At 53.1% G+C, this 19,817-nt stretch carries 11 protein-coding genes; 1 reads left to right on the top strand and 10 read right to left on the bottom strand.

The annotated features are described in order from the left end of the window. Positions 1–77: 77 nt before the first annotated feature. The 8 genes from lysX to prfB form a co-directional block, all read right to left on the bottom strand. A complete protein-coding gene (gene lysX, locus ACLHIJ_RS04520; RefSeq protein WP_411298557.1) occupies positions 78–3,344 on the bottom strand; it encodes a bifunctional lysylphosphatidylglycerol synthetase/lysine--tRNA ligase LysX in 3,267 nt (1,088 codons plus the stop codon). A 19-nt stretch (positions 3,345–3,363) separates the two neighbouring features. Further along, on the bottom strand, positions 3,364–4,437 hold the full coding sequence (locus ACLHIJ_RS04525; protein ID WP_411298558.1) for an alpha/beta hydrolase: 1,074 nt from the start codon (positions 4,435–4,437) through the stop codon (positions 3,364–3,366). 744 nt (positions 4,438–5,181) lie between these two features. After that, positions 5,182–5,934 carry a DUF4230 domain-containing protein gene (locus ACLHIJ_RS04530; RefSeq protein ID WP_411298560.1) on the bottom strand — a complete coding sequence of 251 codons (753 nt, stop codon included), beginning with the start codon at positions 5,932–5,934 and terminating at the stop codon, positions 5,182–5,184. A 155-nt stretch (positions 5,935–6,089) separates the two neighbouring features. Further along, positions 6,090–6,617 carry an SsrA-binding protein SmpB gene (gene smpB, locus ACLHIJ_RS04535; RefSeq protein ID WP_411296789.1) on the bottom strand — a complete coding sequence of 176 codons (528 nt, stop codon included), beginning with the start codon at positions 6,615–6,617 and terminating at the stop codon, positions 6,090–6,092. A 269-nt stretch (positions 6,618–6,886) separates the two neighbouring features. Further along, entirely contained in the window at positions 6,887–8,236 is a 1,350-nt protein-coding gene (locus tag ACLHIJ_RS04540; RefSeq protein ID WP_411296788.1) for a peptidoglycan DD-metalloendopeptidase family protein, read from the bottom strand. A 47-nt stretch (positions 8,237–8,283) separates the two neighbouring features. Continuing rightward, a complete protein-coding gene (gene ftsX, locus ACLHIJ_RS04545) occupies positions 8,284–9,192 on the bottom strand; it encodes a permease-like cell division protein FtsX (protein ID WP_411296787.1) in 909 nt (302 codons plus the stop codon). Then, positions 9,189–9,881 (bottom strand): cell division ATP-binding protein FtsE, encoded by a 693-nt coding sequence (gene ftsE, locus ACLHIJ_RS04550; RefSeq protein WP_411296786.1) that lies wholly within the window; start codon positions 9,879–9,881, stop codon positions 9,189–9,191. The genes ftsX and ftsE overlap by 4 nt, the downstream gene beginning before the upstream one ends. Before the next feature lie 119 nt (positions 9,882–10,000). Then, a complete protein-coding gene (gene prfB / locus ACLHIJ_RS04555; protein WP_411296831.1) occupies positions 10,001–11,125 on the bottom strand; it encodes a peptide chain release factor 2 in 1,125 nt (374 codons plus the stop codon). An 81-nt stretch (positions 11,126–11,206) separates the two neighbouring features. Between prfB and ACLHIJ_RS04560 the strand changes: the two genes are divergently transcribed. Beyond that, the gene (locus ACLHIJ_RS04560; protein WP_411296785.1) at positions 11,207–12,340 is read left to right on the top strand and encodes a phosphotransferase; all 1,134 of its coding nucleotides are present in this window, start codon (positions 11,207–11,209) and stop codon (positions 12,338–12,340) included. A gap of 286 nt (positions 12,341–12,626) precedes the next feature. On the opposite strand, the gene ACLHIJ_RS04565 is transcribed toward ACLHIJ_RS04560, so the two are convergent. Beyond that, complete coding sequence (locus tag ACLHIJ_RS04565; RefSeq protein WP_411298561.1) at positions 12,627–16,451, bottom strand: ATP-dependent helicase; 3,825 nt, start codon at positions 16,449–16,451, stop codon at positions 12,627–12,629. Beyond that, complete coding sequence (locus tag ACLHIJ_RS04570) at positions 16,448–19,816, bottom strand: PD-(D/E)XK nuclease family protein (RefSeq protein ID WP_411296783.1); 3,369 nt, start codon at positions 19,814–19,816, stop codon at positions 16,448–16,450. The genes ACLHIJ_RS04565 and ACLHIJ_RS04570 overlap by 4 nt, the downstream gene beginning before the upstream one ends. Between the last annotated feature and the right edge of the window lies 1 nt (position 19,817).

Raw genomic sequence — 19,817 nt, forward strand, 5'->3', positions numbered from 1 at the left:
CTTCTTCCGAGAAAACACTCAGCTATGATCTCCTTCTCCTCGCGCCTTCCGCGTAACTATCCAGCAGCCATACAAAGTCAGTTATTATTTTGTGGACGCACAAAGGGGAACGCCAACACCTGGCGAATATTTGTATCCGTCAAAGCCATCACCAGACGATCCAATCCAATGCCTAATCCTCCGGTTGGTGGCATACCCAAAGCCATTGCATCAAGGAAATCGACGTCAAGCTCCATCGCGTCGCCGTCTCCCCCAGCAGCTTTCCACGATTGAATCACTAAGCGTCGGCGTTGCTCCACCGGATCAGTCAATTCTGAATACGCCGTCCCTAGTTCCATTCCTCCAGCAACCAAGTCCCAACGCTCCACTAATCCAGGCTTAGTGCGGTGCGGAGCCGTTAACGGTGAGATTTCCGCAGGAAAATCCACATAGAACGTCGGCATTACGGTATGCGACTCAACGAGTTCCCCGTACAGCTCCTCAATAATCGCTCCCTGCCCCCAATCTGGGCGCACTTCAATATCGTGCTCTCGGGCAATGCGCAGCATCTCATCCATATCCGTGTTTACAGATACCTCAATCCCCACTGCTTGACTGACGGCCTCACACACTGATACGACTGGCCAATCCCCAGAAATATCAACCAGTTCTTTCTGCTCAGAACCATCAACACTAAGTGGCATTACAGGTCGCCCGTATATTGCGCACGCTGCTTCTTGTACCAGACGTTGCGCCAGGCGCCGCATATCACGGTAATCCGATCCACGCCGATATGCCTCAACTACTGTGAATTCCGGATTATGCGTCGCGTCTGCGCCCTCATTACGGAAATTCCGCCCGATCTCAAATACGGCATCCATTCCAGCAATGACCAACTTTTTCAGGGCTAATTCTGGAGCAATACGGGCCACCAGATCCATACCGTAGGCGTTAATATGCGTCCGGAATGGACGTGCACTCGCACCCCCATGAACCGTATTGAGAATCGGGGTTTCCACCTCAAGATAATCTTCAGATAGTAAAGTCTGACGGACAGCTTCGATTGCTTTCGAACGCAACCGCAACAGCTCCACCTGATGTGGATGCACGATCATATCCATTGTTCGCTTGCGTAGCCGCGTTTGTGGATCCCGCAACCCGTCCCAGGGCACAGGCAGATACGCCTTAGCAAGCATTTGCCATGATCGAACCAAAATCGAAGCCGTGCCGTTACGCGACTCCCCGGCGACGCCATCAACCCGAATAATATCCCCGCTATCGGCATAGCGGGCGAACATGCGCAGTTGTTCTCGCCCTACAGACTCTGACTCAAGAACTAATTGCCGTTGGGCCTGACCGTCCACAAGATCAACAAAGCACACTCCGCCATGATCGCGAATACTGCGCACACGACCAATAAGTCCATTGGCGAGGCATGGATTTTCTGCGCTCTCATACTCAGCAAGCCACATTCCGTTAACTTGCCCGACGGGATTAAGCTCAACTCCACATTCCTGCAGATCGCGAGCATGAGCGCAACGATGCCGCTGCTGGTCCGTCATTTCCCCAAACATGTCACTATTTGGGGGCGGCGGTAACTCCAGGGCACGTACTTGCTCAACCTCTGCTTCAGTAAGTCGAACCCGATCCACGTTTTCGCGACGCCCAAACAGATCCGGCAAAAATCCCTCTGCTCGACCGGCAGCAATGCATACCGTCGGAACTGTTAACACGGAAGACAATGCCAAATATCGCGGCGACCAGGTAGGACCATACTTTGCGTTCGAACGATACAGACGCTGAAGCTGCCAAATACGATCGAAGAATCCAAGAATTCGTGAATTCACCTTTTCTAAGGGTGAGGCATTGATCTCTTCAGCTTCAGCAAAAACCTGACGGAGGAATGCGAAATTCAGCGATACCCGCGTCACTCCATGATTTTTTCCCCACGCCATTAGCTCCGCAACGAGATATTCATTGGCACCATTAGGCGCCTGAGCAGAACGACGCATGTAATCCAGGGATATTCCACGACGCCCCCACGGGACGAAACTCATGAAAGCCACAGGCTCACCGTTGTCTTTATTAACTTGCGCAATAAGGACGCGCGGATCGCTCGGATCACCTAATCGACCCAATGCCATCGAAAAACCGCGCTCAACCTCACCGTGCCTCCAGTCCTCGGCTGCTTGAGCTAAGGCTTCACATTCGCTATCTGGAATATCGTCTTGATAGCGGAACTGGCAGGTGTAGCCCTCACGCCGTAGGCGTCGAGCAGCGCGGCGCACATCCGTCATTGCCGGAGTATCCAACCGGAAAGCCTCGGGCAGAATAATTGCCTCGTCGCCGAGCTTGAGAACTTCATAGCCTACTACTTTGGAATACTCGCGAGCGCCAGCTTCTGAACAGGCCAGGACCCCAGGAGTCATTCCATATTTATGCGCTTGTGCGTCCCAGGAGGCGATTGCAGCAGCCCAATCATCTGGGTCGCCAATGGGATCTCCTGAGGCCAGGCAGACGTTCCCAAATTGTTGATAAGCAATGGCGCAACGCCGACTGGGCGAGAAATGAAGTAGTTTGTCGCGTCGAGTTGCGACATATCCGAGGGAATCGTCCTCGCCGTATTTTGCCAGTAGTCGCCGCGCTTCAATTTCATGGCGGCTGTTCCACTGATCCGGCGAGCGCGTCGAATACAGGAACACCGCAACCGTCAACACCACGGTTATACCGAGAGTCACCGAAACAACCCGCGGGACAATCGGCGGTAACCCTTTCAACCAGTGGCGTGGCCAATCCAGACCAATTCCCTGCGATATTGCCGCCCAGAATTGCTTCCAGAACCGCCCTGGGCAGTGGAAAATATGCACCAAAATCCAGGTGATAATCAGCGAAACGACCAGGCCAACAACAAACACCACAAGTGCTCTACGCCAGGATGTTGAGCGAGTGCGAGCGGTAAAAGCATCGGCTAGCCAGACGATTATGCCGAGGAAAATCAGGGAGACGATAATATCGCCCACCATGACGACTAGCTCCGGCATAAAGGAATTCTCCGTCATCGTTAAGACGAATACGATCCCGGATATTGCCGATACGATGCCAAACATCTGGAAAGCTGCAACGATAAAAAGCGCTAAGCGTTTGCGATGAAGCAACCCAAGATACAGAAAAGCTGCGGTAAAAAACGATACTAATGAAGCCGTAGCCGGGATATTAACCGAGACGAATATTCGTTCAACAAAGGTGAGTTTGGGCGAATACGTCACGACTTTACGCATCACTAACGCAACCAAAGAGGTTAAGGTCGCTAGCGCAAAGATCCAAATCAGGATTTGCGCAACAATGCGTTTCTTCCGGTCAATCATCAGTTCACTTTCTGCGTAGTTAGGCAGCCTGCCAGGCAAACTCGGGAGAAATGCGCCCCAGCCACGCGAAAGCTCGCGGAGTTCCCGCACGCCATACCGGCCAGGCATGCCCACCATTATCCGTTAGCACCGTATGCAAGGACGTTGGCGCATGAACCTTATCAACAAATTTCTCCCAATGCTCTATGGGGACGGTATCGTTCTTCGCAGCAATAAACCACAAATGAGAATCAGGCGCTTGCTCCTGGGCAATCGTCGGCAGATCGTAAACCCGATCTTCTTCTGGGCGTAGCGGCTTGCCGAGATACGTTGGCCAAAAATAGCCCGACATATTGATTCCATAGGCATAGATATCTGGATGTTTCATGCTCACCATCGCCGCACACCATCCGCCTGCAGAGTATCCGATAGCGGCCCACGCCTGACGATCCGGCACAATCCGTAGATTCTTCATCAGCCAGTTTCGCCACGGCGAAGTTATGTAGGAATCGACAGTGATTTTACCGTCGGTGCTATCGAGACATTCCGTATCATAATTTCGCGGAAACACATCCGGCGAGACGACAATTGCTTCGCGCATTTCCTTACGCTGGCTGGCAAGTTCCACCATCTGCCCGATGTCCATCTTTTTCCTATATGCCGACGGAGTTCCCGGCGTGCCAGGAAAGGCAACCAGAACGGGATAGAACCGATCTGGATTGCTGAGATAGCTCGGGGGCAGCCACAGGAGCGTCTTAGTCGTTTTATCCCCCACTCCCGATCCGGGGACCTCAACCGTCAGATAATCTCCCTCTGCGGATTTTGACCAGGAGTGCCCAGCAAAAGCCGGATTCTTCTCCGGATGTGCCTGCAGATCCGAAGCTTTTCTCGTCACCCACGCATTAGCTTGCACTGCCGGTAGCGGTTGACCGACGTCCTTTTCTTCTGAGACGTGAATCGTCGGATGAAAACTTGACCAGGTCGGATACCATTCGTTCATCCGATTAAGAACAACAGCCACTAGAGAGAGTGCTAGCACAACATTCACCACAATCATTAACGCTTGCCGCAGCCTCATTCGCCACGGACGTACCTGGGTGCCTGCTTTAGGCACAGAAAAAATAGACCATACAAATGCCGCCACAAACGCACACAGCGTAAAACACAGAGGACCCCACCCTACGGGCTGTAACCAGTTCGGCATCCCTTGCTCTCGCTTTCGATAATCATTACAACGCTAGTGCAGTCTCAACGATGAAAATATCTCAGATCCATATATACCGCGAGTTTTGCGCCCTGGTATCCACCTTCAGCCGGAGGGAAAGACGCATCTCAACGGCAGATTCACCCACAAGCCTGGGCCAATCATTTGTTTACGCCACTTTCTTGCTACCGCTCCGCACTAATCCATCTGCGGGAAAATCCGGAAAACGGCGTGTCGCTTAGCATTTGTGCCTATTGAGAACCTCACAAGGCAGTCGGTTAATTTACAGATCTTTTCTCCGTCACCGCTGTATCCAATCGGAGCTCTGCCGCGCGGTTACGCGCAGGGCGATCTAGCTTTTCTCCTACGTTATCTGCCTTTGCGAGATGCACAGAAAATGAAACTGATACAGGTAACACGCCAAGCGTGCAGGCGCATACAAGGGTTTACGTCATGCCCTTAAGAATCTGAATCCGGCAACACAGCCCTATGCTCATACTGTACTTATCCAGATAGCGATTCTTCGCGATACCGGCACGCGAGTGAGCAACGCGCAAATCTACCAGCATGCGCTACGAGCTATGCGCGCTATGGAATCCATACGCCCCAGAATTCAGGCGGTACATATCTCACAGCATATCTGTTGATACCACGTTACTTTTTCGGCGTCGTATTCCAGCGCACCTCAATCTGATAATCTGCCGCTTGCGTCCCAGCTAGCATGGATTTCGCCTGAATACTCAACAGCTCCTCTGACCGTTTCTGTGCTCGCTCAAGCAAACCGCCAGCAAGCGCCTCAGAAGTAGCCCGTTTAGTTTCCGTATTGAGAAAATCAGTAATATCCGAGACAGAAAATTGGTTAATTGGATTGAAAGTCTGGTCATACTGTTCAATTGACGCAGGATCAATCGCGCTTGACAGTACCTGTGGCTCAGGCACCACCAGAACGACCTTGCGCGCACCATCGTCAATATTCACATCAATTTTCTCAATATCACTTATTCCTGCCTTTATCGTGCCGGAATAAGTAACCAAAAATGATTTTCCGGTAAAAGGCACACTCCACCCAAGGATCTGACGACCTTCATCAGAGAACTTTCCGACCCCAGTAAAGCGGTATTCCTCAACCGCGAGTTCAGCAAGATCTTCAAAAGAGTTCTTGATCGTTTGCCCAGTGATCTCTGGTTCTGGATGCGAGAAAATCTTTATTGAGATTCCGGAGATTGCCAATACTACACAGACGAAAGCTCCCAGGAGCGCTGCCGTCGTCCCAATAACTCCCCATCGGAATGATCGCAGTAGCCGGCGACGTGGGCGCCGACGTTCCTTCTGGTCTGGTTCCTGCTCTGATTCCTCACGCGATAAACGCTCCTCATCGCGCATAGAACGATATGTGAACAGTGGCATCTGTATATTCCTTTATGCTGACGGTATACGGCGCTAAACAGCCATTATCGTGCTGGCATCGCCGGTCATTATGAAAATCGGCAACGCTCTTATTGATGTGCGAGTATCTCACACATGGGCAATGAAAAAGTGAATCGAATACTCATAGCGGCTTGTTAGCGTTGACGGCGACGCGCCTGGGCCATAGCCCGTTCGGCTTCCCGAGCATCTTGCTTGCGGCGCAACGTTTCACGCTTATCCCACTCTTGCTTGCCACGGGCCAACGCAATCTCAACTTTCGCGCGCCCGCGGATGAAATACAGCTCTAAGGGGACGATCGTGAACCCCTTTTCCCGAGAACGCCGCGCCAGATCACGCAATTCATATTCATGCAGTAGTAATTTACGCTTCTGGGCTGGCGCATGATTAGTCCACCCACCCGTTGCATACACCGGAATATTTGCTCCGAGTAACCAGGCTTCCCCACGTCGGTCAATATCAATCCAGGCTTCCGCCAAGGAGGCACGCCCCATCCGTAGGGCTTTGACTTCAGTTCCTGCTAATACCAGGCCTGCCTCGTAGGTTTTATCAATCGCATAGTCGTGACGTGCCTTTTTATTGCGCGCAATGACGTGCTTGGCATCAGCTTCAGCCTTTGCTTTTTGCGCTGCTGTCATCTTTTTCGGCTTTGTTGTCTGAGCCATCGTCAACCTCCCATCACGTCATCTTCACACTAATATCTACTTTGTACAACCTGCTCGCCGCGAGCAGCTCTGGAAATTATGCCATACGCACAGGCCGTACCTGTTAAGAAGCCCCACTAAACCGCGATCTTCTCCGTATGATTCGTTGCTATCAGCGTTACCCTAGCAAATTCCTTAAACATATATTGACATCACCGGATAACTGGAGACGACTTCACCTTGGCACACAAATACTTTGCCCAAATAGCTACTAATTAGTAGCTATTAGTTTAGTTATAGGTCTCCACGAACGAACTCAGCGTCATTGGATCAAGTACCTGCCCGTCACGCCACACCTCAAAATGAACGTGGCAGCCAGTAACCATTCCCGTTGCACCCGTCCATCCGATAACATCCCCCTGGCGAACGGATTGACCAGGAACAACATTAAAACCAGACATGTGGTTCGATACGGTAACCCACGACGAGCCGTTAACAATCCCGTGGTTGATATACACCTGATTGCCGTGCGTCGAATTGCCAGCAGCCGGAATAACCGCAGAAACCACGCCATCCGCAGCCGCCACCTGAGCCTGACCACACGGAGAACGCAAATCAACACCTTGATGCATCCAGATCTGACCATCAAAAGGATAGACCCGCATGCCGAAAGGTGACGTGACGTACAGCGGGTTAGGAATCGGCGGGATAATCCACGAGCCACTCGTATTCACCCCAGCAGATCCAGAGCTATGAGCTTGGGACTGCGCCTGAGCTGCGGCAGCCGCCGCAGCAGCCGCACGCCGGTTCTCTTCATCAATTTGGGCGATCCGAGCTGCCGTGGCGTCCCGAGCCGCGCTCACTTCCGCCAAAGACTGCTGATAGTTAGCCTTCTGGGCTTGGAATTGTTTGGACTGATTATCCAAACTCGCCTCTAACGCAGCGAGCTCTGCGCGTTTTGAATCTGCGACGTCCTTCTTTTCTTTTTGGACCTTAACCAGTTGATCTGACTGTGCCTTAAGATCCTCAATCTGTGCTCGCACGGCCTCTTGACGAGCTTGCCGATTCTTCGCCTGTGCAGCCCGTTGCTGATACTGCGTCAGTGATAGCGTCTGGGATCGCGAAATTACTGATTGCGCCCGATATGCATTCGCAAAATCCTCTGCAGTACTCGAACCAAACAGCACCTCAAGGGTTGAGGGCATCATCTCCCCGCGATACGTCGCCCGTGCCAGTTCCGCTAACGAACGTCGGGTATCTTGCGCACTGCCCTCTGAGGAAACAATCTCCGCGTCAATACTCGCCAACTCTGTTTGAGCGGAATTGAGCAAGGCCGCATTTGCTTCAGCTTGGCGCACCGCCGCAGATAACTCATTTTCTGCCTGCTGAACAGCGACCTCGGCAATCGGGATGGCTGACTTAGTCTGTTCAAGTTGCAGGTAGGTCTGCTGCAGATTAACGTCAATCCCCTCCAACTGAGACTGCAGACGTTCCTGCGTGGCTTCCTGCTGCCCTTGCAGTTCAACAAGATCAGATCGCTCATCAGCATAGGCCGGAAGACTGGCCGCTACCCCGCAGCTTAACGCGCCAACCACTGCTACGGCGGCGAAGCGTCGATGATGTGAACGACGAATTGCCATGAGCGTTTCCTTCAAGCCTTATCGTGAGTTGTGATCCGAATTCGGTACTAGACCCTGGTGTATCGACGGAGAGCCAAATACGAGGCCAACATCGAGATAACGAGCGAACCGACGAGCAACCAGGGCGCGAGCAGCAACACATTCGATCCAGTGATGATACGCAGCCAAGAATCCGCAAACCAGTTATGGATGAAATGCTGTACGCCCACCCAGAGCGTCCCAATTGCCAATAGCGCACCGATCAGAGAAGCAAACATGCCTTCCAAGATAAAGGGCGCTTGAATAAAGGCGTTCGAAGCTCCGACGTACCTCATAATTTCGGTTTCGTTGCGTCGGAACATCGCTGAAAGACGGATTGTTGCCGGAATAAGTAGCAGGGCCGTCAGGATCATAATTCCCGCTAATACGCCAGCGATTAGCGTCAGACGATTGAGCATCTTGAACAGGGGTTCAAGCTGTTCGCGCTGGTCAATGACGGTATCCACACCAGGGCGCCCCTCTAAGGATTCGCGCACTACGTCGTATTGTGAGGGATCGACAAGTTTAATGCGGAATGAGGCCTGCATGAGATCAGGGTCTACGGTATCAACCCAGGCGCTATCGGCAAGATATTGGCGGAATGACTCGTAGGCTTCTTGCTTCGTCTCGAAGAATACGTCCTCGACATACGGGGCAAGCTGCGGAGATTTAATGTAGGCCGCCAGATCGTCAATCTGAGCTTTGCTCGCTTCCCCTGCGGCGCATTGCGCAGTGTTCTGTTCGGGGGCACACATAAAGACGGATACTTCAACCCGGTCATACCAATCGTTCTTGGCGTTTTCAATCTGGGTTTGCAACAGCACCGCTGCCCCAACAAACAATAACGAAACGAAAGTAACCAGCGTCACCGAAGCCGACAAGGCCAGGTTTGCTCGCAGCCCTTTAATAACCTGGGAGAAGATGAAACGTAATCTCATGCTTGGCTCCCTCCATATACGCCTCGGTCCTGGTCGCGAACCACATTGCCATCAACTAACTCAATAACGCGCTTGCGCAACTGGTTGACGATTGCTTGATCGTGGGTGGCCATGACAACGGTCGTCCCCTGACGATTAATCCGATCCAGTAGGCGCATAATGCCTAAGGCAGTCTTATGATCCAGATTTCCCGTCGGTTCATCCGCGAGGAGCAACTCTGGGCGGTTGACCATCGCACGAGCAATCGCCACCCGTTGCTTCTCACCGCCAGATAGCTCATGCATCCGGCGCTTCTCTTTTCCGTCTAAGCCCACAAGCTCCAAAACCTGCGGAACCTCTTTCATAATGGCATGACGTGGCTTACCGATGACCTGCATCGCCAAGGCCACATTGTCAAAGACGTTCTTATCAGAAAGGAGGCGGAAATCTTGAAACACTGTGCCGATCTGCCGACGCAAAAATGGCACCCGCCGAGTGGAAACCCCAGATAGATCTTTACCGAGGACGTGAACTTTTCCAGAGGTCGGGCGTTCCTCAGCTAGCACCAAAGCCAGCATGGTGGACTTCCCCGATCCAGATGCGCCAACCAAAAAGACGAATTCTCCTCGGTCGATATTGACGCTCACGCCGTCAAGTGCTGGCGCAGCCCCTCGGGCGTAAATCTTTGTGACGTTATCAAATGTGATCATAGATATGCCAGTTCGTCGGAAACCTAGTCCCGATTAGCATAGAGGGCGAATCCGCGCAGACGGAGAGGCGCGCCGTCATGCGTAATAGATCACCTCAAAAGGGCGAGAAGCTCTTTCGATTAATCCGATTTTGCGCTGTGCCGCCAGCGAATACCAGCGTCAATAAAGGCGTCAAGATCCCCATCAAATACGGAATCCGTATTGCCGACCTCGCAGCTCGTGCGCAAGTCTTTCACCATCTGATAGGGATGTAATACGTATGAACGCATCTGATCTCCCCACGAGGCTTTGACGTCACCGGCCAATTCCCGCTTCTTTGCCTGCTCTTCTTCGTGGCGCCGTTGTAATAGCTTTGATTGCAATACTCGCAGGGCCGCTGCTCGATTTTGAATCTGCGACTTCTCATCTTGCATCGAGACGACAATCCCCGTGGGGATATGCGTCATTCGCACAGCAGAATCCGTGGTATTCACTGACTGACCACCAGGCCCGGAAGAACGAAAAACATCAATTCTCAGTTCTGTTTCTGGGATCTCAATGCTGTCGGTCGTTTCGATCAACGGGATAACCTCCACTGCCGCAAAGGAGGTCTGCCGGCGCCCCTGATTATCAAATGGGGAGATACGAACCAGACGATGCGTTCCCGCTTCAACGGAGAGTGTGCCGTAGGCATACGGAGCTGAAACCTCAAAGGTTGTCGATTTAATCCCTGCCTCTTCCGCATAGGACGTATCCATAACCTTCGTCGGATACCCATGACGCTCTGCCCATCGCAAATACATCCGCTGCAACATCTGTGCAAAATCGGCAGCATCCACCCCGCCCGCGCCGGAACGGATCGTCACCACAGCAGCTCGCTCGTCATATTCCCCGTTGAGCAAGGTGCGAATCTCTAGATCCGATAAATCCGTGGCAATCTTCGCCATTTCGGCGTCAAGCTCAGCGAATAGTTCCGCACCTGAAGCCGCATCCGTTTCAGATTCTTCGCGCGCCATCTCATATAGCGTCTCAACATCAGACACTCGTTCAGCCATCTTGCGCACCCGCTCTAGCTCAGCTTGGGCATGAGATAGCTTCGAGGTAACCGCTTGAGCGGCTTGCGGATCATCCCATAGATCCGGCGCGGCTGACTGCTGCGTCAGTTCGTCAATGGTTGCTTGCAAGCCAGGAACGTCACTTACTGCTTCAATCTGGTTGAAGCTGCGACGAATCTGCTCCAGTTCTTCCTGATAATCAATAGCCACGGTTCGATATTCTACGGTATTCCCCATAGGTTAAGGCGTGTACGTTATGCCACGTCCGCCACGGACCGCTACGGTAAAGGGGTGGACAATACTCCCTTCAAACTTGCTGCATTGGCCGTCACGGCAATAGACGGGCTGAACGCCGTTGGGGTGCGCGGCCCGTACACTCGGACTGCGGATTTCCAATACGGCACAGTGATTGACGACCGCGGTCGCCCGTGGATTGTGAAATATCCGCTGCATGCCATTGCTGCGACGATGATCGAAGCGGAAGCCTCCGTCGCGCCCTATTTGCTCAATGCGCTACGAGATGGTCACTTGCCTTTTGATGTCATGCGCCCCTCAGGTTTCGCTCAGGCAAAGCATGGCCGCGCCGTCGTCTATATGGAGCCGTTAGGGCGGCAAACTGAATTTGACGTCCTTGATTTAGCCGGTGCAGGTGAGCTGGGGCGTGCCTTGGCTGCCATCCATCGTCTGCCCCACTCCATTGTGGAAAATGCCGGACTGCCGAGCTATGACGCACAAACATGCCGACGCCGGCTCCTTTCTGAACTACATGATGCCGCAGCTAGCGCCGCCATTCCGGGCGTGTTGCGTCGGCGTTGGGAGAATGCCCTCGAAGTCACGGATATGTGGGATTTTGAGCCGTGCGTCGTTCATGGCGATATTGGTTCGGATCAATTCACATGGTCCGACGGCAGTATCTCGTGCGTCCTCGGTTTCGGTAGCGCACACGTCGGCGATCCTGCCTCAGATTTTGCCGCGCTCATTTCCGGCATGGACGAAACGCTCTTCGATGCGGTGATCTCTTCCTATACGAACGCCTTGGATCGAAACCTGGACGAGAATTTCTTTAACCGCGCCGTCTTGCTCTCTGAGCTGGCATTAGCGAAATGGCTCATGTTCGGTGTACGCCGTTCTGATCCTGACATTATTGACGACGCCGTGAATATGATGAACGATCTGGCCGCCGATGTGGAAGCCGATCCCGAGCTCGCTCCGGGGCCAACCTGGTCTGTTTCCAGTATTGATCCGCATACCAATATGGGATATGCCGAAGATGCTGGTTTCACGTCTGATACGGGTTTTGTTTCGGATACTGGCTTTGCCTCTAATGCGGGCTTCGCCACGGAAGCAGACTTTGCTTCTGGCTCATATGGTGAGAATTCGGACTATACGTACCGCAATGACGAGGAGGAGCACCCCGCTTCCTAAGAAACTTAGTTTCTCGGCTCGTGGAGGCGCAGATTCTAGGCTACCCAGGGGTTCTGTATTTCTGCTTTCTCGACGCACGGCTCGCTCGTGCTCGGCTCTGACGTGGATTTTCCTTTCTTAGGAAGGCAGCTCAGATAATGGCTGCAGGCGGTACTACTGCGCGTCTGCCGTATCTGGTAGGCAGCATCCGCTAAGGCAGAATAATTCTTCAGCAGCCCGATACTGACGTGCTGAGCAATGCCCCCTACCTATTTACCCGCGTATTTACTCTCGGGCTAATAGGCAGTCACATGCTCGAGCTAGTATGGGTCAGGCGTAACGATCCCTCCCCAATCCAAACGGCCCGCAAATACTCTCTCAAGGTATCGACCAGCTCTGCTTTCGTCACCTGCCCTGCGCTCAGCTCTCGTCGTTGTGGATCAGATTCACCTAAATAATAGAAACACGCACCAATTTGCTCTACTGGGATATGTTGCGAAGCCGACCATGCCAGGCGATACAAGGCTAATTGCCACTCTCGGGCAGCAATATCCGAAACCGACGGGCGGTGGCCAGTCTTCCAATCGACAATCATCACATCGGGATAATCCGCAAGCGCAGAGGTATCCAACACCGCATCAATGACGCAGCGCACCGGAATCCCATCAAGCTCCACCTCGCATTGTTCCTCGACCGCAATCGGCTCGCAGTGGGCAAACGGAGCGGCTTCAAAACGCGCAAACAACTCCTGCGCACGCGCCTGCGTCAGCTCTTCCTCATCCCCATAATCCGCGTCAAGATATTGAGCATCGTCATCAATATCGAGCGCTAACGGGCGCTGATACCAGTGAGCGATACGTTCATGAACATCAGTTCCAATACGGGCAGCACGTGAGGGTGGCACCGGAATCGGGCGGCGCTCATCCCTGGCAAACTGCACCGGATCATGTGCCAGCTTCACCAAACCCGAAGCGGTAAAGTAATCGCGAACCTGTGGCTGTTTTCCATGCCCACGCTGATGTTCTGCCGCTAAAATATCCGCCTGTATTCGCCACCGTTCGATATGCTCCATACGTTCTTGTGGCGAGGCTACCTGCCACGGATCACGAGCCGTACTCACCTGGCGTTGCACATCAATCGGCCAGCGCATACTCCCGTCATCGTCAAATCCTGAACCCTCATTGCGATAGTCAGCAGCAGCCTTTTTAATATCAGCAATATCCTCCTGCGATAAGTAAGGCTCATTTTCTGGATCGGCAGTTAAATGAGCTGACATATCGCGAACGAAGGCATTTTCGCGGTAATTAGTTTCCCTCTCAGGCGGGCGATTCCCTTCCGGTTGATTCCCTTCCGATTGATTCCCCTCCGGCTCGTGCCCCGTTGGCTGCTGTGGGTTGAGCAAAACCGACTCGCGCGCCTGCACTGCGGAATCTGCATTGGGATGATCCTCAGCGCTTCGGCCCCAACCTGCGGTAATCTGAGCTACTGCAGCCTGATCGGTAGCATCTTGCTGGGATAAATCCGGCTCGATATTATCCGGCGAATCCACTGCCCTATGCGCACTCAAGGAATGAATCGTCGGAGCATCCATATCCTGAATTGCACCACTATTAAATTGCGCAGAGCAGATATACACCTTGTGGCGTGCCCGAGTGAGGGCAACATAGGCGATACGGCGTTCCTCCGCATTCCTATGCCGACGCAGACCTCCTGTTATCAGATCTTTCATTTCAGCAAGGACCTCGGCTTTGCGCTGAGGTAAATCTGCTTTAGCAATAGAGGTTGGCTTACCAAAAGAAAATGCTGGCAGATAGCGAGCATCCATACGAAGCGGGTATGGCAGCTCTTTAGCGCTCGTCAGCCAGCACGAATCCCGCTTATCGTCATCACGCTTTTCGTCGATCTTATCCGTCGGCCCCATATTCATTACCGCAACGATGTCCCACTCCAGACCTTTCGCAGCATGAACCGTTGCTATTTGAACGACTCCGTTCCGCTCACAATCCTCTTCATCCACATCATCGGAGGTTAACTCTTTCACTTCCTCATGTTCATCAAGCGCGTCGAGCCAATCAACGAACTCTCGAATGGTCGCACCCGGATGCCCAGCCGCGTAGCTTGCCCCAAATTCCACGAATTGGCTTAACACCGCGTCAATCTTTCGACCGCCATACGGGCGCGCTTGGGCGTACAACCGCAGATTAAGCCGATCAATAACCCCATTGATGAGCTCCGGCAAAGCGCGGAAGCGCTGCTGGCGAATATCAGCAAGCAGATGAGCGATGTCTCCAAACCGTTGCAGTCCTATTTCTGATATCCCCGACGGAGTCTGCGAAGCCTCACTCAAGGCCTCAAGCCCCTCCACCACGCACAGATATTCGTATTCAGTTCGAGAAGAATTTTTATCCTGTGCCGCAATCGACGATAGGTAACGCGAGAACGCCATGAGATCTTGAGCGCCAATCCCGTAAAAATTAAACAGGCTCAGCACTGCCTCATTGCGTTCTGGATATGCAATCAGGGTCAAGGCATGACGGACAAGTTTCACCTCTGCCCGTTCAATCAGCGGCTGACCGCCGATGACCTCATAGGGGATACGCCATTCGTCAAAGATTTGGCTGACCGCTTTAATCTCTTTCCATCCACGGCACAATACCGCCGCGCTCGGAGTTGACCCGTTCACATCTGGTTCCAGATCTGCCGCCAGGCGCCGCGCTAAAGCTACCCGCAGATCATGAGAGGTCATGCGGTGTAGAAAGACGACGTCACCTGGTACAGGTGAAGGTGGAGCTAGGGTGGCTGGTGATAGAGAGTCTTCACAGGAGGGATCTGTTTGCAGCGAGGAAGGATGTGATTGCAACACTCTTCCTGCATAAGCAGCGGTCTGCCCCGCCATCGCCTCCTCAGGCTCAGAACATCTCGCCGACGCCAGAGCGTCTTTTTCGAGATCAAGTTTGCGTAATTCTTTCACCTCAATATCGGGATACTCGCATTTACCCGAGGTTAAGGCATTCGCTGCATGTAAAATCTGCTGATCGTTACGGAAAGCGACAGACAAGCTGAGATTCTTCTGCACCTTGAACCGACGCATAAAGTCACTCAACCCATTAGCTGACGCACCCCGCCACGAGTACAGCGACTGGTTCGGATCACCAACCGCACATACCGACCACGAATCACGAAACATCGCCTCTATGAGCATCGCCTGATTAACCGATGTGTCCTGATATTCGTCAAGCAATACAAGACGATATTGTTCAGAAAGATCGCGCCCAACGCTCGGGATATCACTGATAATCTGGCGAGCAAGTCGAACTTGATCGCTGAATTCCATAAGCGAGTGCTGCTGGCAATAATCCCGATAGGCGGCAATGACGGGGATAAGGGCAATTCGCAATTTCATTGCCTCTAGCGCCCCGGATAATGCGCGGTTCATATCGGTGGCTTCTTTGGCTTCAATACCAGCATAATGACGAACGTCGTTATTTAATCTCGCCCCTTTAATCGAAGTAATGACGTCAACAGAATCCTGGCAAAATTGCTGCAACTGAGCACAACTACAATCGTGATCGTTCATGCTTTCTGCCAGTGATAACGCCGTATCGACGAGCTTTGACATCGAAGAACCAATGCACGCATCAACGAAAGCTGGATCTTGGGCATATTGCGAAACGATGCGCTCCATGATCTGCCAACGTTCGCCATCGGTTATCACCCGAGTATCGGGCGTAACCCCAATCAGGAGGCCATAGGTCGCGACGATATCAGCAGCAAAGGAATGATAGGTTGCCACATGTGGGCGTTGCAATCGGCTATGGATACGGTAGGCGCTATCCGCCTGTTCATCTGCCGGGCGATATAGCCCCGCACGTATCGCCTTATGCAACGTCTGCTCGACCCGTTGAGCTAGTTCGGCTGCGGCAGTTCGCGTGAACGTCAAACCTAAGGCCTGGTCTGGGCGCACATTTCCCGCAACAATATGCCAGGTGATCCGTTGAGCCATCGTCGCTGTCTTCCCAGAACCTGCCCCAGCGATAACCGCAATCGCCGGATCTTGGCAGGTGATGACTTCACGCTGCTCGTGCGTCGGTTCATTAGCCAACAAACCCACAAATTCTTCATAGCTCGTCATGAGAAAAGCCTTCCATTGCCAACCGATGGGCATACATGAGCAAATGGGCATCGCGAGCACTCATCGCTAGCTCGGGCAGAGATACTCTGTGCAGAAAATTCACGACGGACGAATTCGCATGCAGTAACCATCTGCTCGGCGTCAGATTTCGAGAAAGACTCAATTCGCGCCTTTTTGCCTTTAGTATGCGAGGTATTGACATTGACAAGCTCTGCACTAGCTTGCATGCCTTTCGCTGCGTGCGCAATAGCACCGACGTAAGCGAAGAATTGGTAGCTGCGCAACTGCATATTCCGTTGCGGATCTCGTGAGTCCCGCGGTGATCTGCCCGTCTTAAAATCGACAATATTTACGTCATTATCGCAATACTCAATGCGATCGAGCCGACCAGAAAGTCGGACTGGACCAGCCGCCGTATTCATGTCGTAACGAGCTGGCTGCTCCACACTAACCCGATCCACATGTTCAGCCTGTGCGTCCAGGTATTCCTTGAGATGATCGACCATCTTTTCCACATCACGGAGTTTGGCAATCTCACCGATATTGGTACTGCGCGGCAAGGTATCAAGCAGCTCACGCGCACGCTGCGCGTAGGATTCGTCGGTACCCTGCGCATATTCTTCCGCTAATACGTGGAGAATCTTTCCGATCTCGATATGTAATCGCTGCCCTTGCTGGCGCATTCCGGCCTGATCGAAGAACGCTTTTAACGGGCATTGCCGAATATCCGCTAACCGAGACGGCGAAACCGACATAACAGTAGTGTCATCGTGCGCCTGGCTCGTCCATTGCCACCGATCTACCCATCTACTCGGATCTGCCTGCCAGATGCCATCATCGGCAAGTCGTTGAGCGATAGCAGTAGCTTCCTGCGCCATCTGTTCATCTGCACATCGGGTAGCGCGGTGTAATTCCCCTAGCAAACCCATCAAGCTGTAGCTCGTGTGGAAAGAACCAATACGCTGGGCATCTGGGAAAAACTCAGTAAAGAAGCGCGAAGCCTGCGCCTGCGGGCTATCCTCACTCGTCAGCATTATTCCGCGTCGTGCCCGACTAACTGCCTGCAGTAACATCCGCAATTCGTCATCTAATACATCACGCAGATACTGTTGCGCCTCCCCTGCCGAACCAGATAGCGCATGACCCACCACGATATTGACCAGTTGCGGCACGTGGGTCATGACATTGCGCAATCGCATATTGGGCCATTGCCCCTCAGCAATGCCAACAACCGCAACATAATCCCATTGTTTGCCGATAGCTGACGACGGAGTAACGAGGCTGACCTCATCACGCTGACCACGAGTGCGCGCAATCGAATCTTCTGGCACGTCATTACTAAAGACGTGTTCGTCAAGCAGACGGAAATCTGCATTTACGCCATAGCGATCCACAAGGCGTTGAGCCACCCGAAATAACGCGATAATGGCGTCAAGATTACTGTGCGCCTCTTCTGCTCCCTCACGCCCAGCTAAAGCGCACTCTCGCCACTGCTCGGCTACCCCCACGCTATCCCAGGCTTCCCACAACAGTTGTTGTGCATCGACACGGCGCTGTGCCGCATGCCGAATCCGCTCTAATATCTGAGCGAATCTTTCTAACTGCGCAATCTGCGTGACTATCGGATCGCCCAACAAGATTGCCCGCCACAATTCCTCATCCGAGTATGGCGTGCCGGCTTGTTCCCCGATGGCATGGAGCAAGCGGAAAAAACGCCGAAGCTCCATCGGATCAATACCAATTAACGGCCCAGTGAGTACCCGACGGATACTATCGCTATGTGCCTCCTGCGCCGAACAGAGCGCTAAGCGAATCAGCTCAACCACAGCCAATACGGCCGGATGTTGGGAAAGCGATCCCGTCAGACCAACGCTGCGCACTGGCACGCCATGCTGGCGCAACTGCCGCTGAATAACCGCAAAAGAACTATTAGATCGGGCGATGACTGCCATCTGCGAATAGGGCACCCCGTGCGCATGGAGACGTTGAAAATAATTGGCAACATAGGACATCTCATCCGAGCTGTTGGCAAATAATGCGCTATGAACGCCATCGAACGGTGCAAGATCGCCATTCGTATCCTGAGCTGCCTTCTGAGATTCGTCAACGCTCAGGCATTTTTCGGCGTTGTTTTCTGGCAATACGCACCCTTCAGCGTTTTGCGGATTTCCAGAGCGCTGCGCGCCCTGGGCTAGATCCAATTGCGCATTTTCTTCTACGGGAAGCTCACCGCGCTGGGCACGATCTCCCGTCGTACCATTACCCTCAGATGCTCTAGGGCCAACAGCGCCTCGATGACGCCCGACTCCCGCAACGTGAATACCGGCGGTGATCTTCATGATTAGCTCAGTAATCTCTGGCGCGTTGCGGTAGCGCCGCTCCAAGATCATCAGGCGAGCTCCAATGCCGCCAGTAGCCGGCGAGCGCGTCAAAATAGCTGGCAACTGGGCTATCCCGCCACGGAAGCCATTAACCGCGCAATCTGGATCGCCAAAAGCGACAATATTTGATCCGTCTTCACGCAAAGAACGCAGTAAGGTGCGCAGGGCAAGTGTGGCATTGTGTACGTCATCAATGATTACCCAATCCCAATGTGGCCGCACTATCGGCTGAATAACAGTTGCCCCCTGATCGGCACTATCCCAATTATCAATAGCGGCCGCCGCACGTGAGACTAATCGGGAGTGGTCCACCATATCGGGGTTATGGTTGCCCATGCTGGCCTGGGTAGCCAGAGATTTTTCGTAGACGTCAATCAGCCGCGCTCCCCACCGCCACATCGGCTCATCATATTGACGCCCTAATTCGGCTAGGGCTGACCCGTCCAGCCCTAACTCCGCACTGCGCGTAAGAAGTTCTCGGAATTCTGCTCGGACTGCATCCAACGTCATCGCCTGCGGAGAAAAAGGCATCGATTCGAGCCCCTCTTCTGCCTGCCGAGGATCTTCCTTTGCCCCTTGGCGCTCCTTATACTCTGCATATTCTGCAGCCAAAAATTCCAAGGCCTCGTGAATCATGCGATCTTGTTCCGAGCCGCTGAGTAATTGTGGAATATTCCGACCCAAACGCGCCGCATACGCACACACAATGCGGAAAGCAAAAGCAGAAATGGACTGGACGTTAACCGTGTTGGGCAAATAGCCTAAGCGTGCCGTCATCGCATTTCGCGCTACATCGGCTTCACGACGCCCTGGAGTCAGTACCGCGATCCGAACATGTGGGTCACTCTTACACAGCCGTACCGCAAGCTCCCGGGCAAGCAAACTTTTGCCCGTTCCGGGAGCCCCCACAACACATGCCACCTCAGGCGCTACGAGATCAAGTACTGCCTGCTGAGAAGGATCAAAAATCACGTCATCGCTCACA

Origin of the sequence: Trueperella sp. LYQ141, from assembly GCF_046599555.1 — a bacterium.
Taxonomy (GTDB): domain Bacteria; phylum Actinomycetota; class Actinomycetes; order Actinomycetales; family Actinomycetaceae; genus Trueperella.

Excerpts from the sequence above, each read along its gene's own strand:
- lysX (WP_411298557.1), bottom strand. The coding sequence starts at position 3,344 with ATGATTGACCGGAAGAAACGCATTGTTGCGCAAATCCTGATTTGGATC.
- ACLHIJ_RS04530 (WP_411298560.1), bottom strand. The coding sequence starts at position 5,934 with ATGCCACTGTTCACATATCGTTCTATGCGCGATGAGGAGCGTTTATCG.
- smpB (WP_411296789.1), bottom strand. The coding sequence starts at position 6,617 with ATGGCTCAGACAACAAAGCCGAAAAAGATGACAGCAGCGCAAAAAGCA.
- ACLHIJ_RS04540 (WP_411296788.1), bottom strand. The coding sequence starts at position 8,236 with ATGGCAATTCGTCGTTCACATCATCGACGCTTCGCCGCCGTAGCAGTG.
- ftsX (WP_411296787.1), bottom strand. The coding sequence starts at position 9,192 with ATGAGATTACGTTTCATCTTCTCCCAGGTTATTAAAGGGCTGCGAGCA.
- ftsE (WP_411296786.1), bottom strand. The coding sequence starts at position 9,881 with ATGATCACATTTGATAACGTCACAAAGATTTACGCCCGAGGGGCTGCG.
- ACLHIJ_RS04565 (WP_411298561.1), bottom strand. The coding sequence starts at position 16,451 with ATGACGAGCTATGAAGAATTTGTGGGTTTGTTGGCTAATGAACCGACG.